Here is a 26,115-nt window from a genome sequence, read left to right on the forward strand (position 1 = left end):
CTGTCGATCGCGCCACCGTGCGGGCGCCTGTGTCCATCGCTGCGTGCCATGTCCACCACCCCTTTGCTCAAGCCAAAAGGGCGAAGCATTTCACGAAGTATCTTTTAGGCCGACTGTTTAAGCAACAATTCGGCCAGCTGAACGGCTGTGAGCGCCGATAATCTGACGTTGTCCGCCACCAGCCAACACTCCAGTCGTCGAGCATCCCGTGGATGCAGTCGGACGCGCCCTACTAACACCTCTTCCCGCCCCAGGGCATCGCCTACCGCGGACGGACAATCGAGCTCTTCGTCGAGCGCCAGGCCCGGCTCGTCCCCCAGGGCTTCCAGCACCTGCTCCAGTTGCCAGGGCGCCCGGGCCCTCAGGCTCAGCGCCAGGCTGTCGCCGAAGAACACCGGCGCCTGCAGTGCGGTGACATCCAGTACCGGCAAGGTCTCGCCCAGCACCTGCTCACATTCGTCCAGCAGGCGATGTTCCTGGGCAGTATAGCCATCCGCGGCCGGCGCACCGGTGCGACCGAGCAGATTGAAGGCCAGCTGGCCCTCGAACAGCCGTGCCTCGACCGGCCGGCCATTGAGCAATTCGGTGGCCTGACGCGCCAATTCCTCGACGCCGCCACGGCCAGCGCCGGACGCCGCCAGGCAGGCGGTCAAGGAGGCGTCACCTAGGGTATTGAGGCGAGCGAGCACCGCTGCCACGCTGGCGGCCGCCTGGGTGGCTGCCAGGGGCACCCCGAGCCAGGCGGCGGCAGAGAGATTGTCCAGACGCTCGCCGTTGATCCGGGGCAGGACGGAGCGCGCGGCCGAGGCGCCACTGAGATCCAGCACGGCGCAACCGGCGGCGGTGAGTTGCGGCTTGAGACCTTCCACCACGGTGGCCGGTACGGCGAGGATGACGATGCCGACCTGGGCGAAATCGAAGCCGTCAACGCTGGTGACGCGCAGGTTGCTGCCTCGGAACGGCAGATTCTGACCTGCCGACTCACCACTGGCGAGCAGGTGCAGCCGGCCGAGGGGCACGTCGCGCTCGTCGAGGAGTTCACGAATGGCTTCGCCATGGGCACTGGTGGCGCCGATGAGGGCGATATCTCTGGCAGTCATGATGGGAACGGTCCGCAACGAAAGAGGGCCGCACTTTACTGGCGGCCCTCCTCCCTAAGCAAACGTTTAACCGTCGACTCACTGTTCGAGCAGGATTCGCAGCATCCGCCGCAGCGGCTCCGCGGCGCCCCACAGCAGCTGGTCGCCAACGGTGAAGGCACCCAGGTACTGGGAACCCATGTTCAGCTTGCGCAGCCGGCCGACCGGTACGCTCAGGGTGCCGGTCACGGCAGCCGGCGTCAGATCACGCATGCTGACGTCGCGGTTGTTCGGCACCAGCTTGACCCAGGGATTGTGCTGGCTGATCAGGCCGTGGATGTCGGACAGCGGCACGTCCTTGTTGAGCTTGATGGTCAACGCCTGGCTGTGGCAGCGCATGGCGCCGATGCGCACGCAGATGCCGTCCACCGGGATGGGATTCTTGAAGCGTCCGAGGATCTTGTTGGTCTCGGCCTGGGCCTTCCATTCCTCGCGGCTCTGGCCGTTGGGCAGTTCCTTGTCGATCCAGGGGATCAGGCTGCCGGCCAGGGGAACGCCGAATTGCTCGGTGGGGAAGGCTTCGCTACGCAGGGTCTCGGCGACCTGGCGGTCGATGTCGAGGATGGCGCTGGCCGGATCGGCCAGGCTGTCGGCGACGGCGGCGTGGGTCGCGCCCATCTGGCGGATCAGTTCGCGCATGTTCTGGGCACCGGCGCCGGAGGCCGCCTGGTAGGTCATGGCGCTCATCCAGTCCACCAGACCGGCTTCGAACAGCCCGCCCAGGGCCATCAGCATCAGGCTGACGGTGCAGTTGCCGCCGATGAAATCCTTGCGGCCATCGGCCAGGGCCTGGTCGATGACGCGACGGTTGACCGGGTCCAGCACGATGACGGCGTCATCCTGCATGCGCAGGCTGGAAGCCGCGTCGATCCAGTAGCCTTTCCAACCGGCCTGGCGCAGCTTGGGGAACACCTCGGAGGTGTAGTCGCCGCCCTGGCAGGTGAGGATGACGTCGAGGGTCTTGAGCTCGTCGATGCTGTAGGCATCCTTGAGCGGCGCCACGCCCTTGCCAATGGCCGGGCCTTCACCGCCGACGTTGGAAGTGGTGAAGAACACGGGCTCGATCAAGTCGAAATCCCGCTCTTCGAGCATGCGCTGCATGAGCACGGAGCCCACCATGCCACGCCAACCGATCAGACCTACACGTTTCATCGCTACTGCACCTTTGTTGTCTTGGAGGACGGCCGCCTCCCCTGGCGGCCGATCAGATTAACGCCTAACGAGCGCCGCTACTACTGCTTCGCCCATCTCGCGGGTACCCACCCGTTGCTTGCCTTCCGACCAGATGTCGCCGGTCCGCAGGCCCTGATCCAGCACCTGGCCCACCGCCGCCTCGATGGCCTCGGCCGCCGCGGCGGCGCCGAAGGTGTATCTGAGCATCATGGCCACCGAGAGGATGGTGGCCAGCGGATTGGCCACGCCCTGGCCGGCGATGTCGGGCGCCGAGCCGTGGCAGGGTTCGTACATGCCCTTGTTGTGAGCATCCAGGGACGCCGAGGGCAGCATGCCGATGGAGCCGGTCAGCATTGAGGCTTCGTCGGAGAGGATGTCGCCGAACATGTTGTCGGTGACGATGACGTCGAACTGCTTGGGTGCCCGGACCAGCTGCATGGCGGCGTTGTCGACGTACATGTGGCTGAGTTCGACGTCGGGATAGTCCTTGGCCACCTCCTCCACCACTTCGCGCCACAGGCGGCTGGATTCGAGGACGTTGGCCTTATCTACCGAGCACAGTTTCTTCCCGCGCAGACGGGCCATGTCGAAGCCGACGCGGGCGATGCGGCGGATCTCGCCTTCACTGTACGGCAGGGTGTCGAAGGCCTGGCGCTCGCCGTTGTCCAGCACCCGGGTCTCGCGCGGCGAGCCGAAATAGATGCCGCCGGTCAGCTCGCGGACGATGAGGATGTCCAGGCCGGAGACCACTTCCGGCTTGAGGGTCGAGGCCTCGGCCAGCTGCGGATAGAGGATGGCCGGACGCAGGTTGCCGAACAGGCCCAGGGCTGAACGGATCTTCAGCAGACCGCGCTCGGGACGGATGTCGCGCTCGAGCTTGTCCCACTTGGGACCACCCACGGCGCCCAGCAGCACGGCATCGGCGGCGCGGGCACGCGCCAGGGTCTCGTCGGCCAGAGGCACGCCGTAGCGATCGATGGCGGCGCCACCCAGGTCGTCGTGGACCAGCTCGAAGCCGAGGTCATGGTCGCGGTTGACCGCTTCCAGCACCTTGACCGCCTCGGCCATGATTTCCGGACCGATGCCGTCGCCCGGCAGGATGAGGATCTGCTTGCTCATTGTCTTTTCCTGTTCCAAATCAGATGGGCTGGGCCCAGAGAACCATGACGTCGACGCTGAAGGAGCCGTCGCGGTCGATTTCGAAATACTGGCGGACTTCCTGACCGATCTTGTTCTGCAGGCTGCGGATGGCCTGGCACTGCGGCTCGGGCGTACGCATGCGCCCGGTCCAGCTGGCGAAGTCCAGGCGCAGGCGCTGGCGGCGGCAGCGGGTCACGCCGAGGCGCGCCATGTCCAGCAGGCGGTGCCACTCGGCCAGGGAGTAGTTACGCACATGGCTGATGTCGCGCAGGATCTCCACCGTCTGAAGGTAGGTGTCCAGGCGCGGGTTGGCCGGCGAGACCACGTCGATGATGGCCATTTCGCCACCGTGTCGCAGCACCCGGCGCACTTCGCGCAGGGCCGCGCCGATGTCGCGCCAGTGGTGCGCCGAATAGCGGCTGAAGACGAAGTCGAAGCTGGCGTCGCCGAAGGGCAGGTGCTCGGCCATGCCGGGCTGGACGCTGATGTTGTCCAGGCCCTGCTCGGCGGCGGTGCGCTTGACCACCGAGAGCATTTCCTCGGCCAGATCCAGGGCGACCACCTGGCCGGCCACAGGCGCCACGTTGTAGCTGACGTGACCGCCACCGCACCCGAGATCCAGCACCTTGGCGCCTTCGCGCTGGGCCACGGCGTCACGCAATTCGGCGAGTTCGGCGCCCTGGGCATGGACGGTACTGGTCAGGTAGGCCTCGGCGGTGGCGCCGAATTGCTGCTGTACGTGTTGCTCGTGGTCACCGCTCATGGAGCCTCCGGAAAGAGCGCCGACCTTCAGGGCCGGCGACTGGGTTCAGGCGCTGGGGAACATCCAGGGACTGCTCTGGCGATAGCAGGCTTCGAAACTCCCGATGGCGTCGGCATCCTGCAGGGTCAGGCCAATGTCGTCCAGGCCGTTGAGCAGGCAGTGCTTGCGAAAGGCATCGATCTCGAAGGACAGCGCCACGCCATCGGGACGGCGCACGGTCTGGCTCTCGAGATCGACCACCAGCTGGTAGCCCTCGCTGGCTTCGACCTGACGGAACAGGTCGTCGACGTCGGCATCGCTGAGGATGATCGGCAAGAGGCCGTTCTTGAAGCTGTTGTTGAAGAAGATGTCAGCGAAGCTGGGCGCGATCACCGAACGGAAGCCGTAGCCATCCAGCGCCCAGGGCGCGTGTTCGCGGCTGGAACCGCAACCGAAGTTTTCCCGGGCCAGCAGGATGCTGGCGCCGGCATAGCGCGGCTGGTTGAGCACGAACTCGGGGTTGAGCGGGCGCTTGCTGTTGTCCTGGCCGGGCTGGCCGACGTCCAGGTAGCGCCACTCGTCGAACAGGTTCGGGCCGAAGCCGGTGCGCTTGATCGACTTCAAGAATTGCTTGGGAATGATCTGGTCGGTATCGACGTTGGCGCGATCCAGGGGTGCGACCAAACCGGTGTGCTGGGTAAAGGCTTGCATGGTCAGGCTCCTCAGGCGGTGGCGAAGTCGCGGACGTCGACGAAACGACCGGCGATGGCAGCGGCGGCGGCCATGGCCGGGCTCACCAGGTGGGTACGGCCACCGGCGCCTTGCCGGCCTTCGAAGTTGCGGTTGGAGGTGGACGCGCAGTGCTCGCCACTCTCCAGGCGGTCGGCGTTCATCGCCAGGCACATGGAGCAGCCCGGCTCGCGCCACTCGAAGCCGGCTTCGATGAACACCTTGTCCAGGCCTTCGCGCTCGGCCTGGGCCTTGACCAGACCGGAGCCTGGCACCACCAGTGCCTGCTTGAGGGTCGCGGCGACCTTGCGGCCCTTGGCCACGGCGGCGGCGGCGCGCAGGTCCTCGATGCGGGAATTGGTGCAGGAGCCGATGAAGACGCGATCGAGCACGATGTCGGTGATCGGCTGGTTGGCCTTGAGGCCCATGTACTTCAGGGCGCGCTCGATGGAGCCGCGCTTGACCGGATCGGCTTCGCGAGCCGGGTCCGGCACCTGCTGGTCGACGGCCAGGACCATCTCCGGCGAGGTGCCCCAGCTGACCTGCGGCTTGAGCTGGGTGGCGTCGAGCTCGACCACGGTATCGAAGTGGGCATCGGCATCGGATACCAGGCCACGCCACTCGGCCACGGCGGCCTCCCAGACGGCGCCAGTGGGCGCGAAGGGACGACCCTCGACGTAGTCGATGGTGGTCTGGTCCACCGCCACCATGCCCACCCGGGCACCGGCCTCGATGGACATGTTGCAGATGGTCATGCGGCCTTCCATGGACAGGGCGCGGATGGCGCTGCCGGCGAATTCGATGGCATGGCCGTTACCGCCGGCGGTGCCGATCTTGCCGATGATGGCGAGAACGATGTCCTTGGCGGTCACGCCGAAGGGCAAGTCGCCTTCCACCTTCACCAACATGTTCTTCATCTTCTTGGCCACCAGGCACTGGGTGGCGAGCACGTGCTCGACCTCGGAGGTGCCGATGCCATGGGCCAGAGCGGCGAAGGCGCCGTTGGTGGAGGTGTGGGAGTCACCGCAGACCACGGTCATGCCGGGCAGCACGGCGCCCTGCTCCGGGCCGATGACGTGAACGATGCCCTGGCGGACGTCGTTCATCTTGAACTGGGTGATACCGAAGTCGTCGCAGTTCTCGTCCAGGGTGCGGACCTGGATGCGCGAGGTCTCGTCCTTGATGGAGTCGAGGCCTTCCTTGCGGTCCGGGGTGGTGGGCACGTTGTGGTCGAGGGTCGCGAGGTTGGCGTCGAGGCGCCAGGGTTTGCGGCCGGCCAGACGCAGACCTTCGAAGGCCTGGGGCGAGGTCACTTCGTGGATGATGTGGCGGTCGATGTAGAGCAGCGCCGAACCGTCGTCGCGCTGCTTGACCAGATGCATATCCCAGAGTTTGTCGTAGAGCGTCTTGCCAGCCATGGGTGGATTCCTCATCAGGCGTGGAACGGCACGGGCCTTTGCATGCCCTTGGTGCTTGTGGGGTCAAAGATACCGCGCTAGGCTCGCATGAAACAAATTCATCTTTTTCATGAAGCGCATAACCAACAGGAATTCGACGTTTGGACCTCGCCAATCTGAATGCCTTCGTCGCGGTGGCCGAAACCGGCGGCTTTTCCGACGCCGGCGAGCGCCTGCACCTGACCCAGCCGGCGGTGAGCAAGCGCATCGCGGCGCTGGAGCTGCAGCTGGGGCTGCGACTGTTCGATCGCATCGGGCGCGAGGTCAGCCTGACCGAGGCCGGACGTGCCCTGCTCCCCCGCGCCTATCAGATTCTCGGCGTGATCGATGACACCCGGCGCGCCCTGACCAATCTCAATGGTGCCATCGGCGGCCGACTGACGCTGGCGACCAGTCACCATATCGGCCTGCACCGGTTGCCGCCGATCCTCAGGCGCTTTACCCGGGAATATCCCGAGGTGGCGCTGGATATCCGCTTTCTCGATTCGGAAGCCGCCTACGACGAGATCCTGCATGGGCGGGTGGAGCTGGCCATCATTACCCTGGCGCCCCAGACCGCGGCGCCGATCAAGGCGGTGCCGGTGTGGCGCGATCCCCTGGATTTCGTGGCGGCGCCCGAGCATGCGCTGGCCAACCAGGACCGGGTCACCCTGGCCGACGTGGCACGGCATCCAGCGGTGTTTCCCGGTGGCAACACCTTTACCCGGCTGATCGTGCATGGATTGTTCGATGCCCAGGGACTGATACCCAATATCGCCATGAGCACCAATTACCTGGAGACGATCAAGATGCTGGTGTCCATCGGCCTGGCCTGGAGCGTGCTGCCGCGGACCCTGCTGGACGACCAGGTGCGCCGGCTGCCGCTGCCGGGGATACAGCTGGAGCGACGGTTGGGGTACATCCTGCATACGGAGCGCACCCATTCGAATGCGGCGCAGGCGTTCATGGAATTGCTGGATGAGGTGGAGCGGGAGTAGCGGGTTCGGGGTATGCCTGTTGATTAGGCAGGCGTTTCCGACATTGGCAATCGCGGCCATGGGCCGCTCCTACAAGTACGGAGCTAACCTGTAGGAGCCGCCAATGGCCGCGATCAGCGCCGTAGGTTGGGCTGAGACGGCTTTATCGTCGAAGCCCAACAACGCGGAGTCAGCCTGGGCAACCTTGGGCTTCGCTGCGCTCAACCCAACCTACGGTGCCGTCAGGAACGCATCAGCCCTTCTTGAGTTTCTTCAGGCGCTTCCTAGACTTGTCGATGACTTCCTTGCGCTCGCGGTCCTTCAGCTCTTTCCATCCCTTGATCTCTGAGCGTTTGCGGCCACATCCCTGGCAGACGTCGTCTTTGATCTTGCACTGGCTGATGCAGGGACTTTCGACCTTACCCACGGCAACCTCGGAAATGAAAAAGGCCCTGCAGTATAACCACTGCAGGGCCCTGTCCAGCGCCATCGGGCAGGATGGCGGACTATGGGGGCGATTTAGAAAACCGCTTGAACCTTCAGGCCGCCCACCACGGCATTGTCGACCTCACGGACACCACCCGGATTCTTGATGTACTGGAGGTTGGGACGCACGGTCAGCCAGTTGGTCACGTGCACGCCGTAGTAGATCTCGGCGTCGTACTCGTTGTGCTGCAGCGGCGTGAAGGCCGGATCGTTGTAGTCGGTGGCGCCGGCGGCCTGGTTGAGGGCGCGCTGGTTGTCGCGGAAGTCGCTGTTGGTGCTGATGCGCGCGATGCCGAAGCCGATGTCATCCTTGGGACGGCCATCGAAGGGGCCCTTGTACACCAGGCCGGCCTGCACGTAGTTGCTGACCTTGTTGACGTCCTTGGCGTGGGCGGTGAAGTTGGCGAATACCGACAGGCCACGGCTCGGGTCATCGTTGTGCGCGGTGATCTGCTGACGGGCCACGACCCAGTAGCCGTGCTTGCTGGAGTGTTCCTTGTAGTCCAGCCCGGTGAGGGCCGCGGAGTTGCCGTTGACGTCTTCGTAGACGTCGTTGGCATCGGCAGTGCTGTAGTAGTAGCCGACGCGGTATTCGCCCGGCAGGCCGTTGACCTTGGGCGACCAGACCATTTCCACCGGCAGGACCGCACCCTTGGTGCCGCTGCTGTTGAGCTTGAAGCCGTTGCCGGTTTCCAGCAGCGACGGATTCTGCTCGTAGGCCCCAACTTGGACGAACAACTCGGGGGTCAGGCTGTACTTGACGCGCAGGGCCCACTGACTGACCGGCCAGTTGTACCAGATGCCTTCCCAGTTACCGACCTGGGAACCGCAGAACGCCAGGTTCTGGAAGTCGCACTCGAAGGAGTTGAAGTCCTCGCCTTCGCCGAAGCGACCGGCCTTGATATCCAGGCGACCGTCGAAGAAGCCCTTGGACAGCCACAGCTGGGTCAGACGCCAGGTCTGGCCACGGCCATAAACTTCCTGCACCGAGGAGTAGCCGCCGACGCGCGGATCGGTGATGCGGTCGTCGGTGAGGTTGCGGCCGTCACGGGAGGTGATGGCCAGCTTGAACACCGAGTTTTCCCAACCGGCGATCTTGTTCATGTCGCCCCACAGGCCAAACATGTACTGCGAGCTCCAGCGCCCGGTGCGATCGTCGTCGTAGCCGCCACGCAAGTTGGTCGCGCCCTCGCCCACGTATTCGAGCTTGATGTCCCAGCCCTTGTCGCGCAGGTCCTTGCGCACGCCACCCCAGTCACCGGTCATGGTGTTGCCCAGCGGCTCGAAGGCGGCCTCGGTATTGTTGACGCCACTGAAGTTACCGCCCGGATTGGATTGGGGCGCCGCCTGGGCACCCGCGGCGACCGCCAGGGCCAGCAGCGACACCAGGGGCAGTGCGCGCCCCGGACGATTCTTGTGGTTTTGCTTGTTCATTACTGAGATCCCTTTTTATTGAAGTGATGACACCCAGGGGGCCCGAAACCCGCGTCTCTAATAGTTACGGCAGGACGTTGAGGACTTCGTAACAGGCACCCATGGTGTGGTAGTCGACCTTGCCGGCCGGACTCTTGTCGTCGGAGTACTTGTGGTTCCGACGGTCGAGCAGGCGCCACCACGCGCCGTGCTCGTGATCGATGAAATGCGTCCAGCTGTAGCGCCAGAGCGCCTCATAGTGTTCCCAATAGCGGGCCTCGCCACTGCGCTCGGCCAGCAGCGCCGCGGCGGCCAGGGCCTCGGCCTGCACCCAGAAATACTTGTCTGGATCGCAGGGTGAGCCATCCGGGGCGAAGCCGTAGTAGAGACCGCCGTGCTCGCCATCCCAGCTCAGGCGCCAGGAGATATCGAACAGCGCCTGGGCCCGCGGCAGCAACCAGGGCTGGGGGCGATGGCGTTCGAGGATCAGCAGCAGCTTGGCCCATTCGATTTGGTGCCCCGGCTGGAAACCCCAGGGCCGGAACAGGTTGGCCGGATCGTCGCGGTTGTAGTCCCAGTCGATGGACCAGTCGCTGTGGTAGTGCTCCCAGACCAGGCCACCGGGGACCTTGTCGGCCACCCCGCCCTGGCCCAGGGTCAGCGCGGCCTGGCGCTGGGTCATGTTGCGCGCCAGGGTCTCGGCGCGGTCCAGGTAGCGCACCTCGCCGCTGGCTTCGAAGGCGGCCAGCAGGGCTTCGCAGGCGTGCATGTTGGCGTTCTGGCCGCGATACGGCGCCACGGTCTGCCAGTCGGCACTGATCTCGTCGACATAGAGGCCATCGGCTTCACGCCAGAAGTGGGTTTCCAGGGATTCCCAGGCTTCGCTCAGCCAGTTGCGCGCTTCCTGGATGCCCGCCTGCAGGCCGTGGGCGTAGGCCAGCACCACGAAGGCCAGGCCATAGCAGTGATTGGTGCCATCCACCACGGTGTCGCCGTCGAGCAACCAGGCATAGCCGCCGTTGGCCTGGCGATGCCGCTCGCGCAGGTATCTCAGGCCGTGGCGGGTCGCTTCCAGAAAGGCCGGATCGCCATAGTGCCGGTAGGCCATGGCGAAATCGAAGACGAAGCGGGTGCTGGAGACCAGATGGCGGGTCTGGCGATCGTAGACCGTGCCGTCATCCTTGAAGAAGTGATAGAAGCCGCCTTGGGGATCGACACAGCGGGGATGGTAGAACGCCAGGGTGTGGCGGACGTGTTCCAGCAGGGTGTCGCGACGACGAAAATCGGGGAAGTCCATCGGGTTTCCTTGGCGGCTATTGTTGTTGTGGGAAAGCGGTCTAGTGAGGGCTCACCTGCAGCAGGGCTTCGACATCGGCACGGGTCGGCGCATAGGCGCCGGCATGGCGGCAGGACACCGAGGCACTGGCCGCGGCGAATCTCAGGCGCTGCTGCAGGTCGGTCAGGCCCAGCAGGCCCGAGGCCAGCCAGCCGGCCATGGAGGCATCGCCGGCGCCTACGGTATCGACGACATCCACGGCGATGGCGGGCTGCTGCCATTCGCCGTCCGGGGTATAGAGCACCAGGCCGTGCTCGCCACGGGTGAAGAGAATGCGGGCCTGTGGATTGAGGGCGCGCAATTCGTCCAGCGCGGCGCGCTCGTCCAGGCCCGGATAGATCTGGCGGATGTCTTCGTCGGACAGCTTGATGTCGTCGGCCAGGCGCACCAGTTCGGGAAAGGTCTGCTGGCGATAGCGATCGTCCATCAGGTTGCGCCAGTTGGGATCGTAGCTCAGGCGCTTGCCAGCGGCCTTGGCCTGGCGCGCCAGGTTCAGCAGGGTATCGGCCAGCGGATAGCGGGCCAGGCTGATGCAGCTGAAATGGCAGACTTCGGCGGCCTCCAGCCAGCCTTCGGGCAGCAGCGCCGGGTCGAACTGCAGATCGGCTTCGCCAGCGAAGAAATAGCGCGGCGGACGACTGGACGGCACGATGGCCACCAGCGGGTCGGCGGCGACGCGCTGGAGGAAGCGGGTATCGAGACCGGCGGTTTCCGATTGCCAGGCGATCTCATCACCCAGGCCATCCTGACTGATGGCACCACCAAAGGCGCTTGTCACGCCCAGCCGGGCCAGGCCACGCGCCACGTTCCAGGGGGCGCCGCCTGGATAACCCCGCCATTCGCCAGGATTACCCTGGACGATGTCGGTGAGGGCTTCGCCAAAGACCACAACGCGGGGTAGTGCCATTCTTGTTCTCCTGTCTGTCACGGCAGCCGGGAGTCGATCCCGAGCCTTTGGTAAGGCCGCAACCCGACCTCAGGCGCGGCGGCGGGCGGACCTTACCACTGCTGTAACGTTTCAGCCATGAACTCTGTTCAAGAAAGTCGGCGACCGCTCGCAGGATCGAACAGCACCGCCCGTCGCGAATCGATCCGCCACAGCACCTGGTCGCCGGCCCGCGGCGCCTCGCCCGGAGCGACCCGGCAGCAGACCTTGGTGCCGTTCCATTCGGCATACAGCAGGGTGTCGGGACCGGTCGGCTCGACCACCTGGATCCGCGTCAGGATGCCTGGCACCGCGTTGTCCGCCGGATGCGCCGACTGGATCTGCTCCGGACGCACCCCAAGGATAGCCTCTCGGCCAGCCAGCGCCGGATCCAGATCGGGCAAATCCACCTGGCTGTCGCCGGTATCGCCGGTGACGCGGGCGACCACCCTGCCCTCGCGCGCCTCCAGGCGCACCGGCACGAAGTTCATCGGCGGCGAGCCGATGAAGCTGGCGACGAAGAGATTGGCCGGGTTGTTGTAGATCTCCTCGGGAGTACCGAACTGCTGCACCTCGCCATCCTTCATTACCGCGACCCGATCGCCCAGGGTCATGGCCTCGATCTGGTCGTGGGTGACGTAGACAGTGGTGGTCTGCAGGCGCTGGTGCATCAGCTTGATCTCGGTGCGCATCTCCACCCGCAGCTTGGCGTCGAGGTTGGACAGCGGCTCGTCGAACAGATAGAGCTTGGGCCGGCGCGCCAGGGCGCGACCCATGGCCACCCGCTGCTGCTGGCCACCGGAGAGCTGCGCCGGTTTGCGCTCCAGCAGGTGCTCGATCTGCAGCAGCTTGGCCACGCGAGCCACCTCGGCGTCGATCTGCTCCTTGGGCGTCTTGCGGATCTTCAGGCCGAAGGCGATGTTCTCGCGCACGGTCATGGTCGGATACAGGGCGTAGGACTGGAACACCATGGCGATATCCCGATCCTTGGGCTCGACCTGGGTGACGTCCTCGCCGTCCAGGCAGATGGCGCCGCTGCTGATGTCTTCCAAGCCGGCGATGGCGTTCATCAGGGTGGATTTGCCGCACCCGGAGGGCCCCACCAGGATGAGGAACTGCCCGGCGTCGATGCGGATGTCGATGCCCTTGAGGGCTTCCTGGGCGGCGTTGCCGTAGGTCTTGCGTACGCTTTTGAGTTCGAGAGCTGCCATGGTGGCCTTCCTTATCCTTTGACCACGCCCGAGGTCAGGCCCCGGACGAAATACTTGCCAGCGAAGATGTAGACCAGCAGCGTCGGCAGCGCGGCGATCATGGCGGCGGCCATGTCGACGTTGTATTCCTTCGCGCCGGTGCTGGTGTTGACCAGGTTGTTCAAGGCCACGGTGATGGGCTGCGACGAGCCGCTGGCGAACACCACGCCGAACAGGAAGTCGTTCCACACCTGGGTGAACTGCCAGATCAGGCTGACCATCACGATGGGCGTGGATAGCGGCAGCAGGATCTTGAAGAAGATGGTGAAGAAGCCCGCTCCGTCCAGCCGCGCCGCCTTGATCAGGGCATCGGGAATGCCCACGTAGTAGTTGCGGAAGAACAGCGTGGTGAAGGCCAGGCCGTAGATCACGTGCACCAGCACCAGGCCGGCGGTGGTGTTGGCCAGGCCCAGCTGGCCAAGGGTGAAGGACATCGGCAGCAGGATCACCTGGAAGGGAATGAAGCAGCCGAACAGCAGCAGGCTGAATAGCAGATTCGAACCGCGGAACTGCCACTTCGACAGGGCGTAGCCGTTGAGCGCGCCGATGAAGGTGGAGATGATCACCGCGGGCACGGTGATCATGAAGGAGTTCCAGAAGTAGCTGTGCACCACGTCCCAGGCCTTGAGCCAGCCGATCACCGTCCAGTCCAGGGGCAGGCTCAGCAGGTTGCCGGTACGGACATCATCCGGGGTCTTGAAGCTGGTCAGCAGCATCACCAGCAGCGGCACCAGATAGACCGCGCAGGCGATGATCAGGGTGGCGTGGATGGCCACGCGATTGACGTTCAGAGCCTTAGCCATTTCGCTTGCTCCGCAATTCCGAGTAGAGATAGGGCACCAGCACCGCCAGCACCGCGCCGAGCATCAACACCGCACTGGCCGAACCCAGGCCCATCTGGCCGCGGGTGAAGGTGTGCTGGTACATGAACACCGCCGGCAGGTCCGAGGCGTAGCCGGGACCACCCGCGGTCATGGCCATCACCAGGTCGAAGCTCTTGATGGCGATGTGGGCGAGGATCATCACCGCACTGAAGAACACCGGCCGCAGGCTCGGCAGGACGATGCGCAGGTAGATGGTGGGCAGCCCTGCCCCGTCGACTTGGGCGGCGCGCAGGATGGAGGAATCCACGCCCCGCAGACCGGCCAGGAACATGGCCATGACGAAGCCCGAGGCCTGCCAGAGGGCGGCGATCAGCAGGCAGTAGATGACTCGGTCGGGATCCACCAGCCAGTCGAAGCGAAAGCCTTCCCAGCCCCAGTCGCGCAGCAGCTTGTCCAGCCCCATGCCGGGGTTGAGCAGCCATTTCCAGGCGGTGCCGGTGACGATCATCGACAGCGCCATGGGATAGAGGTAGATGGTGCGGATGAAGCCTTCGCGGCGGATGCGCTGGTCCAGCAGGATGGCGAAGAAGACACCAATGGCCAGGCTCAGCAGGATGAACAGACCGCCGAAGATCGCCAGGTTCTTGCAGGCCACCAGCCAGCGGTCGTTCTCCAGCAGCCGCGCGTACTGGGCGAAGCCGGCGAAATTGTAGCTGGGCAGGAAACGCGAGTTGGTAAAGGAGATCACCGCCGTCCACAGCATGTAGCCATAGAGGCAGACGACCATGGCGATGGCCGTGGGCGCCAGCACCAGCTTGGGCAGCAGGCGCTGCAGCCGGTCCGGGCGTCGGCTGACCGCCGTCGCGGGAAGAGTTTCGGTAAGAGCCATGGAGGCGTTCTCAGGGGTGGTATTATCTGGGCGTCAGGCAGTTGGATGATCGCGGCCATGGGCCGCTCCTACAGCCGACGATTGGCCTGTAGGAGCGGCCTACGGCCGCGATAAACAATCCTTACCGATGGCTGTTTGCGCTTACTTCGCGGCCTGGATGGCGGCGACCAGTTGCTCGGTGGCCTTCTTCGGATCGGCGTTGGCGTCGTTGAAGAAGTTGGTCACCACGTCGAAGATCGCACCCTGCACATAGCTGGTGTTGGCCATGCTGTGCGCCATGCTCGGCTCGGCCTTGCCCTCGGCATTGGCCGCCTGGAAGTCCTTGGCGGACTGCTGGGCGCAGCTGTCGAACTTGGCCAGGTCGATGTCGTTGCGCACCGGGATGGAGCCCTTGTTGAGGTTGAAGACCTCCTGGAAGGGCTTGTCGATGACGGTGCGCACCAGATCGTCCTGGGCCTTCTGGTTGTCCTTGTTCTTGATCTTGAACATGGCCAGGGAGTCGATGTTGTAGATGAAGTCGCCCTGGGTGCCTGGCATCACCACGCATTCGTAGTCGACGCCCGGCTTCTTGCCGGCGGCGGTGAATTCCGCCTTGGCCCAGTCGCCCATGATCTGCATGCCGGCCTTGCCCTCGATGACCATGGCGGTGGCCAGGTTCCAGTCGCGACCGGCGGCGTTGGGATCGACGTAGCCCTTGATGCGCTTGAAGGTCTTGAAGACCTCGACCATCTTGTCGCTGCGGATGGTGTCGGCATCGGTCTGCACGAAGACCTTGTCGTAGCCTTCCGGGCCCATGATGGCCATGACCAGGGATTCGAAGATGGTGCCGTCCTGCCAGTTCTGGCCACCATGGGCCAGGGGCACGACGCCGGCGGCCTTGAGCTTGTCGGCGGCTTCGAAGAATTCGTCCAGGGTGGTGGGGACCTTGGCGCCGGCCTTCTTGAAGACGGCGGGGTTGATCCACAGCCAGTTGATGCGGTGGATGCCGGCCGGTACCGCGACGTATTCGCCATCGTGCTGCATGGTCTGGGCCACGCGCTTGGGCAGGATGGTGTCCCAGTTGCCCTGCTTGGCGATGTCGCTGATGTTGGCCAGGAAGCCCATGCCGGCCCATTCCTGGATGTCCGGGCCCTTCAGCTGGGCGGCGGAGGGCGGGTTGCCGGAGACGGCGCGGGTCTTGAGCACGGTCATGGCGGCTTCACCGGCGCCACCGGCCACGGCGAAGTCCTTCCAAGTATCGCCCTGCTTCTGCATCAGTTGCTTGAGCACATCGACGGCGCGAGCCTCGCCACCGGAGGTCCACCAGTGCAGCACCTCGACCTCACCGGCATGGGCGGTCAGGGGGGCAGCCAGCGCGGCGCAGGAAAGGGAAACGGCGAGAGCGAGACGATTCAATGCCTTCATGAGGGGTCGTTCCTTGTTGTTTTTTTATTGGAGCTGGGCCGAGTCTAGTCAGACGACTGCGGCCGTGGGTAACGAAGGGAAGGCGTTTTGTCACGAGCTGGTGACATAGCGGTAGGGTCCTGCCTAGCTGCGCGGTAGAGTCAGGGTCACCCGCAGACCGCCCTCGCGGCGGTTGCGCAGCTCCACCTCGCCGCCATGGGCGTGGGCCAGGTTGCGGGCGATGCCCAGGCCCAGGCCGTAACCCTGGCGGTCGGTGGCCAGGCGGACATGGGGCTGGAACACCTGCTCCAACTCCTGCTCGGGCACTCCTGGCCCTTCGTCGTCGACATGCAGGACGAAGGCATGACCGTCGTCTTCCACCTGCAGGTGGGCGCGATAGCCATACTTGAGAGCATTGTCCAGCAGGTTGCCGATGCAGCGCTTGAGCGCCAGCGGCTTGCCCAGCAGGGTGCCCCGGGCTTCCCCTGTGAGGCGCACCCGCGGTGGCTGTTCCTGGGTGAAGGGCTCCACCAGCTGCAGCAGCAGCGCCTGCAGGTCGACCGGCTCCAGATTCTCGTGGATGTCGGTGTCCTTGACGCACTGCAGGGCGCCCTTGACCAGCAGGTCCAACTCGTCGAGATCGCGCACCAGCTTGGCCTGCATCACCTCGTCGTCCACCAGCTCGGCGCGCAGGCGCAACCGGGTGATGGGCGTGCGCAGGTCGTGGGAGATGGCGCTGAACAGCTGGGCGCGCTCGTCCAGGTAGCGGGCGATGCGTTCCCGCATGGCATTGAAGGCGCGGGTGACCTCGCGGATCTCCTGGGCGCCCTCCTCGCGCACCGGCGGCGTATGGACCTCCAGCGACAGCTCGCGCGCGGCACGCGACAGCCGCTTGAGCGGGCGACTCTGCCAGCGGATCAGCAGGCCGATGAACAGCAGCAGGAAGGCGCTGCTGAACACCATGAACAGCAGCTGCTGCAGCGGCAGCCAGGACTCGTCCAGGCTGTAGTAGGGCGCCGGCATCAGGGTGGCGAGATAGACCCACTCCCCTTCGCCGATGCGGATCTGGGTCACCAGCACCGGCGGCTCCAGCGGCTCCAGACTCAGGGCGTAGTGCGCCCAGGAGCGCGGCAATTCGTCGAGCGCTACGGCGCCGTTGAACAGCCGCAGCTGCTGCGGGCCGATGAATTCCACATACATGGGCATGGCCGCGCCCAGGCGCTCGCGCAGCACCGCCTCGACGCCCTGGAGCACCGCCCGGCGGCCGGGCGTATCCGGCAGCGCCTGCATGGTCAGCGGCTTTTCGTTGAGCGAGACGAAGAAGCGTGTGCCGCCCATGTTGCGCAGCTGTTCCAGCACCAGCGGCCGATAGGCCGGTGGCAGCAGGCTGAAATAACGCACGCTGGCGGCGATGGAATAGCCCAGGCTGCGGGCCGCGGTCTGCAGGCCCTGGTTGCGATCGCTGCGCAATGCGGCCGACCAGAACAGCGCCGAGGCGCCCTGGGCCAGAAGCACCGCCAGCAGGGTCAGGAGTAGCATCCGCGCCAGCAGGGAACGCGGCACCAGCCGCGCGAGCGGACCGCTACACCGCATCGGCGACCAGTCCGCTGACCTCGGCGGCGAGCAGGTAGCCGGATCCCCGCACAGTGCGGATCAACCGCGGCGATTTGCCGGTGTCGCGCAGGCGCTGGCGCAGGCGACTCACCGCCATGTCGACGATGCGCTCCAGCGGCAGCACCTCGCGGCCACGGGTGGCATTGGCGATGGTGTCGCGGTCGAGGATTTGCTGAGGATGATCGAGAAACAGCTTGAGCAGGGTGAAATCGGCGCCCGACAGGATGACCTCCTCGCCGTCGCGGTGGAACAGCCGATGACTGACCGGATCCAGGCGCCAGTCGTCGAAGGTCAGCAGACCGGTAGCCACCGGACGCGTTTCGCCAAAGCCGGCCCGGCGCAACAGCGCCTTGATGCGCGCCAGCAGTTCGCGGGGGCTGAAGGGCTTGCCCAGATAGTCGTCGGCGCCCAGCTCCAGGCCAATGACCCGATCCGCCTCGTCGGAACTGGCGGTGAGCATGATGATGGGCACTTGGCGGCAGCTCGACTGCTCGCGCATCCAGCGGCAGAGGGCGAAGCCGTCTTCGCCGGGGAGCATGACGTCGAGGATCAGCAGGTCGGGGACGAAGTCCCCCAGCGCCCGGCGCAGCTCGCGGCCATCGCCAACGGCGCGCACCTGATAGCCGGCACGGGTGAGATAGGCGTCGAGAAGCTCACGGATTTCCCCGTCGTCGTCGACGACCAGGAGGGATTTGCCCAGGGTGGACATGGCGATGTTCGCTCTTGTTGTCTTGGCCGGAGGCCAGCTACCGGTAGTGCCGGCAGCATACCGGGGTCGGGCGACCTTGAGTAGTCGCCCGACCCCGGGGTAGATCAGGCCTGCCGCGCTTCTGCGATGGTCTGATCCAGGGCGACGCCGGCACCGAACAGCCCCGGATACTCGGCGGTCACCAGCCAGGCCGGGATGTCCTTGAGGTAGGCGCTGCTGGTCTTGCCCTTGTCGGCGAAGGCATGGGCGAAGGCCCCGCTCTGGAAGCGCTCGACGAAGCGCGGCAGGATGCCGCCGGCGATATAGACGCCACCCAGGGCGCCCAGGGTCAGGGCCGCGTTGCCGGCGACCCGCGCCAGCCAGATGAAGAACTGCTCCAGCACGGCATCGGCATAGGGATCGCCCTTGAGCGCCAGCTCGCAGATGTCCGCCGCGCTGTGCAGGGCGGCGGTCCGGCCGTCCAGCTCGCAACTCGCGTGATAGAGGTTGACCAGGCCGCTGCCGGACACCACGCGCTCCGCGGAGACGTGATTGCCGAACTGACGCTTGAGGATCTTCCAGATATCGAATTCGCGCTGGGTGTTGATCGGCAGGTCGACGTGACCACCCTCGCTCGGCAGCACGATCCAGCGATCCTTGCCGCTGGGCACCAGGCTGGCGAGACCCAGGCCGGTGCCGGGACCGATCACCAGGCGCGGGCGGGTCGGCAAGGCGATGCCGTCGCGCACCTGGACGGAGTCCGCCGGATCCAGGCGGGCGATCGCCCAGGCCATGGACGTGAAGTCGTTGATCAGCAGCAGATGGGTCAGGCCCAGCTCGCGGCAGAACTGCTCGCGCTTGATCACCCAGTGATTGTTGGTGAAGCGGAAGTCACCCTCGCCCACCGGGCCCGCACAGGCGAGGCACACGGCGGTGATGTCATCCAGCGCCACGCCGGTCTGCGCCAGGTACTTGCGTACCGCGTCTTCCGGACAGGCGTAATCCGCACAGGCGAAGACCTCGATGGCCTCCAGGCGACCGTCACGCCACAGGGCGAAGCGGGCATTGGTGCCCCCGATGTCGCCAACCAAAGCCAAACTCATTTCAGCGCCTCCAGGCTGGAAGTAAATGCACTGGCACCCGATTCAGCCGTGCTCATGGCGCCGCGCATGAAGGCGAACAACTCACGACCACAGCCTACCCCGGTGCCCTGGGGCGCTTCGACCGTCTGGCGGGCCATCCATTCGTCCGCCGGGACCAGAATCCTCAGCTCTCCGGTACGCCCATCGACACGGATGAGATCGCCGTCACAGACCTTGGCCAGCGGACCGCCGTCGATGGCTTCCGGGCAGACATGGATCGCCGCCGGAACCTTGCCCGAAGCGCCGGACATGCGGCCGTCGGTGACCAGAGCCACCTTGAAGCCGCGATCCTGCAGCACGCCGAGGTAGGGGGTGAGCTTGTGCAACTCGGGCATACCCAGGGCCTTGGGTCCCTGGAAGCGTACCACCGCGACGAAGTCGCGCTCCAGTTCGCCGGCCTTGAAGGCGGCCGCCAGTTCGCTCTGGTCATGGAAGACCCGCGCCGGGGCCTCGACCAACTGATGTTTGGGCGCCACGGCCGACACCTTCATCACGCCGCGGCCGAGGTTGCCCTGCATGACGCGCAGGCCGCCCTCTTCGTTGAACGGGCGGCTGGCCGGCCGCAGGATGTCTTCGTCCAGGCTCTCGGCGCGCCCGGTGCGCCACTCCAGCTTGCCGTCCACCAGGAAGGGTTCCTGCAGGTAGCGCGACAGACCGTGGCCCATGATGGTGTTGACGTCTTCGTGCAGCAGCCCGGCTTCGAGCAGGGTGTGCACCATGAAGTTGACGCCACCGGCGGCGTGGAAGTGGTTCACGTCGGCCTTGCCGTTGGGATAGACCTGCGCCAGGGTCGGGGTCACCGCGGAGATCTCGGCCATGTCGTCCCAGGTCAGCTGGATGCCGGCGGCCTGGGCGATGGCCGGGATGTGCAGGGTATGGTTGGTCGAGCCACCGGTGGCGCTCAGGGCGACCACGGAGTTGACGATGGACTTCTCGTCGACGATCTCGCCCAGCGGCATGAAGTTGCCGCCCTGATGGGTGATGCGGGTTACCTGGCGCGCCGCCTCGCGGGTGAGTTCGTCACGCAGCGGGGTGTAGGGATTGACGAAGGAAGACCCCGGCAGGTGCAGGCCCATCACTTCCATCACCACCTGATTGGTGTTGGCGGTGCCATAGAAGGTGCAGGTGCCAGGGCTGTGGTAGGACTTCATCTCCGACTCCAGCAACTCCTCGCGGGTCGCCTTGCCCTCGGCGAAGGCCTGGCGCACGCGCGCCTTCTCCTTGTTGGAGATGCCCGATGGCATGGGGCCGCCCGGGACGAAGATCATCGGCAGATGGCCGAAGCGCAGCGCGCCGATCATCAGGCCGGGAATGATCTTGTCGCAGATGCCCAGCAGCAGCGCGGCGTCGAACATGTTGTGCGACAGGGCCACGGCGGTGGACATGGCGATGACCTCACGGCTCGCCAGGCTGAGCTCCATGCCGGCCTCGCCCTGGGTCACGCCGTCGCACATGGCCGGCACGCCACCGGCGAACTGACCGACGGAGCCGATCTCGCGCAGGGCCTGTTTGATCAGCTCCGGGTAGTGCTCGTAGGGCTGATGAGCCGACAACATGTCGTTGTAGCTGGAAACGATGGCGACGTTGGCCTGGTCCATCAAACGGAGGCGCTGCTTATCCGTCGAGGATCCACACCCGGCGACGCCATGGGCGAAATTGGCGCATTGCAGCTTGCCGCGCTGCGGACCGTCGCTGGCGGCGGCCCGGATCATGGCGAGGTAACGCTCACGGGTCGGACGACTGCGTTCCACCAACCGCTGTGTGACTTCGAGGACGCGAGGATGCATGGTTTCGATTCTCCACCGGGCTAAATTTGTTGTTATTTAAAACATTCACAGCCAAATTGGCGCTATTATTCCGCTTAGCACGCGTCATGTGTAATGTTTTTTACAACAAAACCCAGCTATCGCGAGGTTTCTCTCAATGAGTATTCGTATTGCCATCAATGGTTTTGGACGCATCGGCCGCAACGTGCTGCGGGCGCTGTATACCGAGGGCTATCGCCAGGACCTGGAGGTCGTCGCGATCAACGACCTGGGCGACGCCGCCATCAATGCGCATCTCCTACAGTATGACAGCGTTCATGACCGCTTCCCTGCCGAGGTGTCCGTCGAGGGCGACAAGCTGGTGGTCAATGGCGATCGCATCGCCGTGACGGCCATCCGCAACCCGGCCGAGCTGCCGTGGAAGGACCTGAAGGTCGACGTGGTGTTCGAGTGCACCGGCCTCTTCACCAGCCGCGACAAGGCCGCTGCCCATCTGGAAGCCGGCGCCTCCAAGGTGATCATCTCGGCACCGGGCAAGGACGTGGACGCCACCATCGTCTATGGCGTCAATGACAACATCCTGCGTCAGTCGCACCAGATCATCTCCAACGCCTCCTGCACCACCAACTGCCTGGCGCCCGTCGCCCAAGTACTGCAGCGCGAGCTGGGCATCGAGAACGGTCTGATGACCACCATCCATGCCTACACCAACGATCAGAACCTGTCGGACGTCTACCATTCCGATCCCTTCCGGGCGCGTTCGGCCACCCAGTCGATGATTCCGACCAAGACCGGTGCCGCCGAGGCCGTGGGTCTGGTACTGCCGGAGCTGCAAGGCAAGTTTAGCGGCATGGCGGTGCGCGTACCGACCATCAACGTGTCGCTGGTCGATTTGACCATCCTGACCGCCAAGGAAACCGACGCCAAGACCATCAACGCCTTCATGAAGGCGGCGGCCGAAGCTTCGCCGGTGCTGGGCTACAACGACAAGCCGCTGGTCTCCATCGACTTCAACCACAACCGCCTGTCGTCGATCTTCGACGCCAACCACACCAAGGTGAGCGGCAAGCTGGTGAAGATCATGGCCTGGTACGACAACGAGTGGGGCTTCTCCAACCGTATGCTCGATACCTGCAAGGCGCTGGTCAACGCGCCGGCCTGAGGTCTGTAGGTCTGGGTTGGAAGAAAGCGCCTTCGGGCGCTTTTTTCGTTTTGGCGAGAGTGCTGGGCTTCGCTATGCGAAGCGCCAACCTATTCGAATATCGCGGCCATGGGCCGCTCCTACAGTTAAATCGGAGCCTGGAGCGGTCGCTACGGCGCACCGGCATGGCCGCGATACGGATCAGCCACCGGGGAGGCTTATGTAGGTTGGGCTGAGCGCAGCGAAGCCCAACAGGGCTGACTCAACCCTCGTCTTCTTCGTCCGCCGCCTGGCGCAGGTCGTCGAAATCGGTCTTGAGGCCGGTCTCCATGGCGTCCAGCTCGGTGAGCAGGGTGCGAAAGCTGGTGCGCTCGGGAACCACCAGGGTGTCCTCTTCTTGCTCCGGCTCCCCTACCCCCAGCGCCGCCAGGCTCAACTCGGGGTCTTCCAGCACCGACGCCGGTTCGGGTTCCAGCTGGCGGACCTCGGCCAGGGGCGGCAGCTGATCGAGGCTGCGCAGGTCGAAATAGTCGAGAAAGGTCTTGGTGGTGGCGAACATGGCCGGGCGGCCGGGCACGTCGCGATAGCCCACCACGCGGATCCAGTCGCGTTCCAACAGCGTCTTGACGATCTGGCTGTTGACTGCCACGCCGCGCACCTCCTCGATCTCGCCACGGGTGATCGGCTGGCGATAGGCGATCAGCGCCAGGGTCTCCAACATGGCGCGGGAATAGCGCGGCGGACGCTCCTCCCAGAGTCGCCCGACCCAGGGCGCGTACTTTTCGCGCACCTGCAGGCGATAGCCGGACGCCACCTCCTTGAGTTCGAAGCCGCGCTTGCGACAGGAGCCGCCGAGCACGGCGAGACCGGCACGCAGGTGGGCGGGCTCGGGGCGCTCGTATTCTTCGAAGAGTTCGGCCAGACGCTCCAGGGTCAGGGGGCGGCCGGCAGCGAGCAGGATGGCTTCCAGCAAGGGTGCCAGTTGCTTGGGATCGGTGTAGTTCATGGGCGGCGATGATAAGGCCGGGCGCGGGTCACGCCAAATGCAACCTGCCAACCGATGGCCAGATCCGTGGGATCTTTGACCTTGTCGCCAATAGGAACGCCCAGGCATGCTTCCCGGATTGCTACGGAGAGCCACCCATGCCGCTGATCGCTGCCCTGCTCTACCCCGACGTCATGAGCCTGGACGTCACCGGCCCGCTGCAGGTATTCGCCTCGGCCAACCTGGAACGGGAACGTCAGGGCCTGCCCGCCTACTATCAGCTGCGCCTGCTGGGCGCCGCCGAAGGCTTGGTCAGGACGTCAGCCGGCATCGGCATCCAGGCCGAACAGGGTTGGTACGACCTGGACGTGGATGAGGTGGACACCCTGCTGATCCCTGGCGGCATAGGCATCGAGACGCTACGCCAGGATGCCGGCCTGCAGGCCTGGCTGCGCGATCTGGAGCCCCGGGTGCGGCGTCTTGGCTCGGTGTGTTCCGGCGCCTTGATGCTGGCCAGCGCCGGCCTGCTCGACGGCCGCCGGGCCACCACCCACTGGGCCTATGTCGACGAACTGGCGGCCTTTCCGGACATCGAGGTCCAGGGCGACCGCCTGCATACCTATGATCCACTGGTGCGCGATGGCGATCCCCATGTCTTCACCTCGGCCGGCGTCACCGCCGGTATCGACCTGGCCCTGGCGCTGGTGGAGGCCGATCTCGGGCGCCCCCTGGCCCTGGCGGTGGCGCGGCGGTTGGTGATGTTCCTTCGCCGTCCCGGTGGCCAGGCGCAATTCAGCGCCTGCCTGGCGCCCGATCCGGGACGGACGCCCCGCCTGGCCGCCCTGCTCGACTGGATTCCCGGCCACCTCGGCGAGGACCTCGGGCTGGAACGTCTGGCCGAACGCGCCCATATGGCGCCCCGTACGCTGTCGCGGCTGTTCAGTCGCGAGGTGGGCATGGGTCCGGGTCGCTATGTCGAGCAGGTCCGGCTGGAGACGGCGCGAGTACTGCTGCAGGATGGCCAGGCCTCCATCGCCACCGTCTCGCGCCTGTGTGGCTTCGGCCACCCGGAAAATCTGCGACGCACCTTTCACAAGCACCTGGCGGTCAGCCCCCAGGACTACGCCGCGCGCTTCGGCGCCTGATCAGGGAGCGACAGCCATGCTGGAAATGCGGACTTCGTGTGAGCACTGCGCCAAGGCGTTGCCGATGGAGAGCAAGGAGGCGGTGATCTGCTCCTATGAATGCACCTTTTGCACGGAATGCGCGGCGGGGCCGCTGCAGGAGCAGTGTCCGAATTGTCGCGGGGAGCTGGTCAGGCGTCCACGGCGGGTAGCGAAAGAAGCTCAAGACACCTGACAGCAAGGCACGGCACGGCACGGCACGGCCATGGCGATCCGCCGATGTGACCGCTCTGAGGCACACTTCTGATCGCGGCCATGGGCCGCTCCTACAGATACACCTCTGCTGTAGGAGCGGCCCATGGCCGCGATCGCATCAACGCGAATCATCACGCCATCACCGCAACAACCCCGCCTCCGCGCGGATCGGCTCCGGGGTGGGTTCGCCCAGCAGATCCAGCACGGCGATTTCCAGCCCACGACTGAGGGCGTCCAGCGGCAGGTGGTTGGGCTGGGTGCCGAAGGGATCGGCGATCTGGTCGCCCAGGGCATCCAGGCCAAAGAAGGTGTAGGCGAGCACCAGCACCGCCAGCGGCGTGAACCAGCCCAGGCTGTCCACCAGGCAGAACGGCAGCAGGAAGCAATAGACGTGCACCACCCGGTGCAGCATCAGGATGTAGGGATAGGGAATGGGGGTCTGGCGGATGCGCTCGCAGCCGCTGAGCACCGTGGTCAGCCGGTCCAGCTGGTTATCGACGTTGGCGATCAGCGGGTCACCGAGCCCTTCCTGTCGTGCCCGGGCAACCAGCGTCGTGCCCAGCCGGCGGATCAGCGCACTGGGTCGGTGAGGGGCCGCGAGCAGGGTTTCCTCCCCCGCCAGCACGCGCTGCAGATCAGCAGACCGCGCTTCCCGGCGCAGGTGATCACGCAGCGCATAACCAAAGGCCAACAGCGGGGTCAGCAGCTGGCGGCGCTCGACCGCATTCAGGCTGGGCAACAGGGTCTCGACCTGGCGCGCCAGGTTGCGTCCGGCGATCAGCAGTTCGCCCCACAGACCTCGCGCCTCCCAGAAGCGCTGGTAGGCGGTGGTGTTGCGAAAGCCGAGAAAGATCGCCAGGGTCAGGCCCCAGAGGGTCAGCGGGGTAGTGGTCAGGCCGAAGTCGAAGCGCAGGATGACGCCATGGCTGAGGGTCACCGCCAGGCTCAGCAGCATCACATAGAGCAGCTTGCGCCAGATCGCCTGGACGATGGACCCGCGTATCGTGAACAGCAGTTCGCGCAGCGAGGGATTCTGGGGGCGGGTGATCACCGGTAAGACCGAGGCAGTCTGAGATGAATCAGCGCCACCCGCTCACCGGCCACCGAACGTCGCTCTTCGATGGCATAGGGGGTGAAGCCCAAGGCTTGGTAGAGCAGTAGCCCCACCACGTTTGCGTTGAAACAGGAAAGGACCACTTCACGAGCGCCGTGTGTCTCGAACGCGCGCCCTATCATCATCTTCAGCAGGTAACGTCCGACCCCCTGCCCCCGGTAGGCGGGATCAACGACGGCATTGCCAATCGCATACACCTCATCCGCCCACCTGCAGAAGTTGGAAAATCCCACCACTCGCCCATCCGCCACCACGACGCGATTGTCGCGACGCTCCGCGATGGCGGCCTGCAATTGAACTGGGGTGAGCGGGAATTGGGCACGGGGAAACCAGAACATCAGCTCCGTGGGGTTCTTGGAGAATTCGCATAGGGCGGGCAGGTCACTGTCCTGGACCGGCCGATGGCTTAGCTGCAAGGTGAGGTCCTCGGGTCGATGGCTGGAC

Annotated in this window: 25 protein-coding genes; 4 read left to right on the forward strand and 21 right to left on the reverse strand. The window is 65.3% G+C overall.

Going from position 1 to position 26,115, the window contains the following annotated elements; genetic code table 11:
- Positions 1-104: 104 nt before the first annotated feature.
- From C722_RS0115060 to leuC, 6 genes are all read right to left on the reverse strand, one after another.
- Positions 105-1,100, reverse strand: coding sequence for an aspartate-semialdehyde dehydrogenase (locus C722_RS0115060; protein WP_037064022.1), 996 nt, complete (start codon positions 1,098-1,100; stop codon positions 105-107).
- A gap of 78 nt (positions 1,101-1,178) precedes the next feature.
- Positions 1,179-2,291: an aspartate-semialdehyde dehydrogenase gene (gene asd, locus C722_RS0115065; RefSeq protein WP_007158663.1), complete on the reverse strand. Its 1,113-nt coding sequence runs from the start codon at positions 2,289-2,291 to the stop codon at positions 1,179-1,181.
- A gap of 57 nt (positions 2,292-2,348) precedes the next feature.
- Complete coding sequence (gene leuB, locus C722_RS0115070; RefSeq protein ID WP_017641297.1) at positions 2,349-3,431, reverse strand: 3-isopropylmalate dehydrogenase; 1,083 nt, start codon at positions 3,429-3,431, stop codon at positions 2,349-2,351.
- A gap of 19 nt (positions 3,432-3,450) precedes the next feature.
- The gene (locus C722_RS0115075; protein ID WP_017641298.1) at positions 3,451-4,215 is read right to left on the reverse strand and encodes a class I SAM-dependent methyltransferase; all 765 of its coding nucleotides are present in this window, start codon (positions 4,213-4,215) and stop codon (positions 3,451-3,453) included.
- Between the two features lie 45 nt (positions 4,216-4,260).
- Positions 4,261-4,905: a 3-isopropylmalate dehydratase small subunit gene (leuD, locus tag C722_RS0115080; RefSeq protein WP_017641299.1), complete on the reverse strand. Its 645-nt coding sequence runs from the start codon at positions 4,903-4,905 to the stop codon at positions 4,261-4,263.
- Positions 4,906-4,916: 11 nt separating this feature from the next.
- Positions 4,917-6,341, reverse strand: a complete 1,425-nt coding sequence (gene leuC, locus C722_RS0115085; RefSeq protein ID WP_017641300.1) for a 3-isopropylmalate dehydratase large subunit — start codon at positions 6,339-6,341, stop codon at positions 4,917-4,919.
- Positions 6,342-6,481: 140 nt separating this feature from the next.
- Here leuC and C722_RS0115090 point away from each other — a divergent pair, with 140 nt between their 5' ends.
- The gene (locus C722_RS0115090) at positions 6,482-7,357 is read left to right on the forward strand and encodes a LysR family transcriptional regulator (protein WP_017641301.1); all 876 of its coding nucleotides are present in this window, start codon (positions 6,482-6,484) and stop codon (positions 7,355-7,357) included.
- 232 nt (positions 7,358-7,589) lie between these two features.
- Here the strand turns inward: C722_RS0115090 and C722_RS24990 are convergent, their stop codons facing one another.
- The 12 genes from C722_RS24990 to edd all read right to left on the reverse strand — a co-directional run bounded on the left by C722_RS24990 (position 7,590) and on the right by edd (position 21,073).
- The gene (locus C722_RS24990) at positions 7,590-7,763 is read right to left on the reverse strand and encodes a DUF1289 domain-containing protein (protein WP_081594595.1); all 174 of its coding nucleotides are present in this window, start codon (positions 7,761-7,763) and stop codon (positions 7,590-7,592) included.
- A gap of 92 nt (positions 7,764-7,855) precedes the next feature.
- Positions 7,856-9,256 carry a carbohydrate porin gene (locus tag C722_RS0115100; protein WP_017641303.1) on the reverse strand — a complete coding sequence of 467 codons (1,401 nt, stop codon included), beginning with the start codon at positions 9,254-9,256 and terminating at the stop codon, positions 7,856-7,858.
- Between the two features lie 64 nt (positions 9,257-9,320).
- Positions 9,321-10,532 carry an AGE family epimerase/isomerase gene (locus tag C722_RS0115105; RefSeq protein WP_017641304.1) on the reverse strand — a complete coding sequence of 404 codons (1,212 nt, stop codon included), beginning with the start codon at positions 10,530-10,532 and terminating at the stop codon, positions 9,321-9,323.
- A gap of 40 nt (positions 10,533-10,572) precedes the next feature.
- Positions 10,573-11,478, reverse strand: a complete 906-nt coding sequence (locus C722_RS0115110; protein ID WP_017641305.1) for a carbohydrate kinase — start codon at positions 11,476-11,478, stop codon at positions 10,573-10,575.
- A gap of 128 nt (positions 11,479-11,606) precedes the next feature.
- Entirely contained in the window at positions 11,607-12,707 is a 1,101-nt protein-coding gene (locus C722_RS0115115; RefSeq protein ID WP_017641306.1) for an ABC transporter ATP-binding protein, read from the reverse strand.
- A gap of 11 nt (positions 12,708-12,718) precedes the next feature.
- The gene (locus C722_RS0115120; protein WP_017641307.1) at positions 12,719-13,549 is read right to left on the reverse strand and encodes a carbohydrate ABC transporter permease; all 831 of its coding nucleotides are present in this window, start codon (positions 13,547-13,549) and stop codon (positions 12,719-12,721) included.
- Complete coding sequence (locus C722_RS0115125; RefSeq protein ID WP_017641308.1) at positions 13,542-14,459, reverse strand: carbohydrate ABC transporter permease; 918 nt, start codon at positions 14,457-14,459, stop codon at positions 13,542-13,544. The genes C722_RS0115120 and C722_RS0115125 overlap by 8 nt, the downstream gene beginning before the upstream one ends.
- Positions 14,460-14,600: 141 nt before the next feature.
- Complete coding sequence (locus C722_RS0115130) at positions 14,601-15,863, reverse strand: ABC transporter substrate-binding protein (RefSeq protein ID WP_017641309.1); 1,263 nt, start codon at positions 15,861-15,863, stop codon at positions 14,601-14,603.
- A 123-nt stretch (positions 15,864-15,986) separates the two neighbouring features.
- The gene (locus C722_RS0115135) at positions 15,987-17,435 is read right to left on the reverse strand and encodes an ATP-binding protein (protein WP_017641310.1); all 1,449 of its coding nucleotides are present in this window, start codon (positions 17,433-17,435) and stop codon (positions 15,987-15,989) included.
- Positions 17,425-18,165: a response regulator gene (locus C722_RS0115140; RefSeq protein ID WP_017641311.1), complete on the reverse strand. Its 741-nt coding sequence runs from the start codon at positions 18,163-18,165 to the stop codon at positions 17,425-17,427. The genes C722_RS0115135 and C722_RS0115140 overlap by 11 nt, the downstream gene beginning before the upstream one ends.
- Positions 18,166-18,269: 104 nt before the next feature.
- Positions 18,270-19,247 (reverse strand): glucokinase, encoded by a 978-nt coding sequence (locus C722_RS0115145; protein ID WP_007158679.1) that lies wholly within the window; start codon positions 19,245-19,247, stop codon positions 18,270-18,272.
- Positions 19,244-21,073, reverse strand: coding sequence for a phosphogluconate dehydratase (gene edd / locus C722_RS0115150; protein WP_017641312.1), 1,830 nt, complete (start codon positions 21,071-21,073; stop codon positions 19,244-19,246). The genes C722_RS0115145 and edd overlap by 4 nt, the downstream gene beginning before the upstream one ends.
- A gap of 136 nt (positions 21,074-21,209) precedes the next feature.
- Here edd and gap point away from each other — a divergent pair, with 136 nt between their 5' ends.
- Complete coding sequence (gap, locus tag C722_RS0115155) at positions 21,210-22,214, forward strand: type I glyceraldehyde-3-phosphate dehydrogenase (RefSeq protein ID WP_017641313.1); 1,005 nt, start codon at positions 21,210-21,212, stop codon at positions 22,212-22,214.
- A 241-nt stretch (positions 22,215-22,455) separates the two neighbouring features.
- Here gap and scpB read toward each other — a convergent pair whose 3' ends face one another.
- Positions 22,456-23,199: an SMC-Scp complex subunit ScpB gene (gene scpB / locus C722_RS0115160; RefSeq protein ID WP_017641314.1), complete on the reverse strand. Its 744-nt coding sequence runs from the start codon at positions 23,197-23,199 to the stop codon at positions 22,456-22,458.
- Between the two features lie 137 nt (positions 23,200-23,336).
- Here scpB and C722_RS0115165 point away from each other — a divergent pair, with 137 nt between their 5' ends.
- Both C722_RS0115165 and C722_RS25855 read left to right on the forward strand, forming a co-directional pair.
- Positions 23,337-24,323 (forward strand): GlxA family transcriptional regulator, encoded by a 987-nt coding sequence (locus C722_RS0115165; protein ID WP_017641315.1) that lies wholly within the window; start codon positions 23,337-23,339, stop codon positions 24,321-24,323.
- A 25-nt stretch (positions 24,324-24,348) separates the two neighbouring features.
- Complete coding sequence (locus tag C722_RS25855) at positions 24,349-24,537, forward strand: DUF1272 domain-containing protein (RefSeq protein WP_256204540.1); 189 nt, start codon at positions 24,349-24,351, stop codon at positions 24,535-24,537.
- A gap of 159 nt (positions 24,538-24,696) precedes the next feature.
- On the opposite strand, the gene C722_RS0115170 is transcribed toward C722_RS25855, so the two are convergent.
- Positions 24,697-25,608 (reverse strand): bestrophin family protein, encoded by a 912-nt coding sequence (locus C722_RS0115170; RefSeq protein ID WP_017641316.1) that lies wholly within the window; start codon positions 25,606-25,608, stop codon positions 24,697-24,699.
- Positions 25,605-26,087: a GNAT family N-acetyltransferase gene (locus C722_RS0115175; protein WP_017641317.1), complete on the reverse strand. Its 483-nt coding sequence runs from the start codon at positions 26,085-26,087 to the stop codon at positions 25,605-25,607. The genes C722_RS0115170 and C722_RS0115175 overlap by 4 nt, the downstream gene beginning before the upstream one ends.
- Positions 26,088-26,115 lie beyond the last annotated feature (28 nt).

The sequence above is a fragment of the Pseudomonas sp. 313 genome (assembly GCF_000316965.1).
Taxonomy (GTDB): domain Bacteria; phylum Pseudomonadota; class Gammaproteobacteria; order Pseudomonadales; family Pseudomonadaceae; genus Chryseomonas; species Chryseomonas benzopyrenica.

What these genes read in the sequence shown, in the direction of transcription:
- scpB (WP_017641314.1), bottom strand. Translation starts at nt 23,199, where the DNA reads ATGAACTACACCGATCCCAAGCAACTGGCACCCTTGCTGGAAGCCATC.
- C722_RS0115145 (WP_007158679.1), bottom strand. Translation starts at nt 19,247, where the DNA reads ATGAGTTTGGCTTTGGTTGGCGACATCGGGGGCACCAATGCCCGCTTC.
- C722_RS0115165 (WP_017641315.1), top strand. Translation starts at nt 23,337, where the DNA reads ATGCCGCTGATCGCTGCCCTGCTCTACCCCGACGTCATGAGCCTGGAC.
- C722_RS25855 (WP_256204540.1), top strand. Translation starts at nt 24,349, where the DNA reads ATGCGGACTTCGTGTGAGCACTGCGCCAAGGCGTTGCCGATGGAGAGC.
- C722_RS0115100 (WP_017641303.1), bottom strand. Translation starts at nt 9,256, where the DNA reads ATGAACAAGCAAAACCACAAGAATCGTCCGGGGCGCGCACTGCCCCTG.
- C722_RS0115075 (WP_017641298.1), bottom strand. Translation starts at nt 4,215, where the DNA reads ATGAGCGGTGACCACGAGCAACACGTACAGCAGCAATTCGGCGCCACC.
- gap (WP_017641313.1), top strand. Translation starts at nt 21,210, where the DNA reads ATGAGTATTCGTATTGCCATCAATGGTTTTGGACGCATCGGCCGCAAC.
- asd (WP_007158663.1), bottom strand. Translation starts at nt 2,291, where the DNA reads ATGAAACGTGTAGGTCTGATCGGTTGGCGTGGCATGGTGGGCTCCGTG.
- C722_RS0115125 (WP_017641308.1), bottom strand. Translation starts at nt 14,459, where the DNA reads ATGGCTCTTACCGAAACTCTTCCCGCGACGGCGGTCAGCCGACGCCCG.
- C722_RS0115110 (WP_017641305.1), bottom strand. Translation starts at nt 11,478, where the DNA reads ATGGCACTACCCCGCGTTGTGGTCTTTGGCGAAGCCCTCACCGACATC.
- leuD (WP_017641299.1), bottom strand. Translation starts at nt 4,905, where the DNA reads ATGCAAGCCTTTACCCAGCACACCGGTTTGGTCGCACCCCTGGATCGC.
- C722_RS0115115 (WP_017641306.1), bottom strand. Translation starts at nt 12,707, where the DNA reads ATGGCAGCTCTCGAACTCAAAAGCGTACGCAAGACCTACGGCAACGCC.
- leuB (WP_017641297.1), bottom strand. Translation starts at nt 3,431, where the DNA reads ATGAGCAAGCAGATCCTCATCCTGCCGGGCGACGGCATCGGTCCGGAA.
- C722_RS0115135 (WP_017641310.1), bottom strand. Translation starts at nt 17,435, where the DNA reads ATGCGGTGTAGCGGTCCGCTCGCGCGGCTGGTGCCGCGTTCCCTGCTG.
- C722_RS0115140 (WP_017641311.1), bottom strand. Translation starts at nt 18,165, where the DNA reads ATGTCCACCCTGGGCAAATCCCTCCTGGTCGTCGACGACGACGGGGAA.
- C722_RS0115060 (WP_037064022.1), bottom strand. Translation starts at nt 1,100, where the DNA reads ATGACTGCCAGAGATATCGCCCTCATCGGCGCCACCAGTGCCCATGGC.
- C722_RS0115120 (WP_017641307.1), bottom strand. Translation starts at nt 13,549, where the DNA reads ATGGCTAAGGCTCTGAACGTCAATCGCGTGGCCATCCACGCCACCCTG.
- C722_RS0115130 (WP_017641309.1), bottom strand. Translation starts at nt 15,863, where the DNA reads ATGAAGGCATTGAATCGTCTCGCTCTCGCCGTTTCCCTTTCCTGCGCC.
- C722_RS0115105 (WP_017641304.1), bottom strand. Translation starts at nt 10,532, where the DNA reads ATGGACTTCCCCGATTTTCGTCGTCGCGACACCCTGCTGGAACACGTC.
- leuC (WP_017641300.1), bottom strand. Translation starts at nt 6,341, where the DNA reads ATGGCTGGCAAGACGCTCTACGACAAACTCTGGGATATGCATCTGGTC.
- edd (WP_017641312.1), bottom strand. Translation starts at nt 21,073, where the DNA reads ATGCATCCTCGCGTCCTCGAAGTCACACAGCGGTTGGTGGAACGCAGT.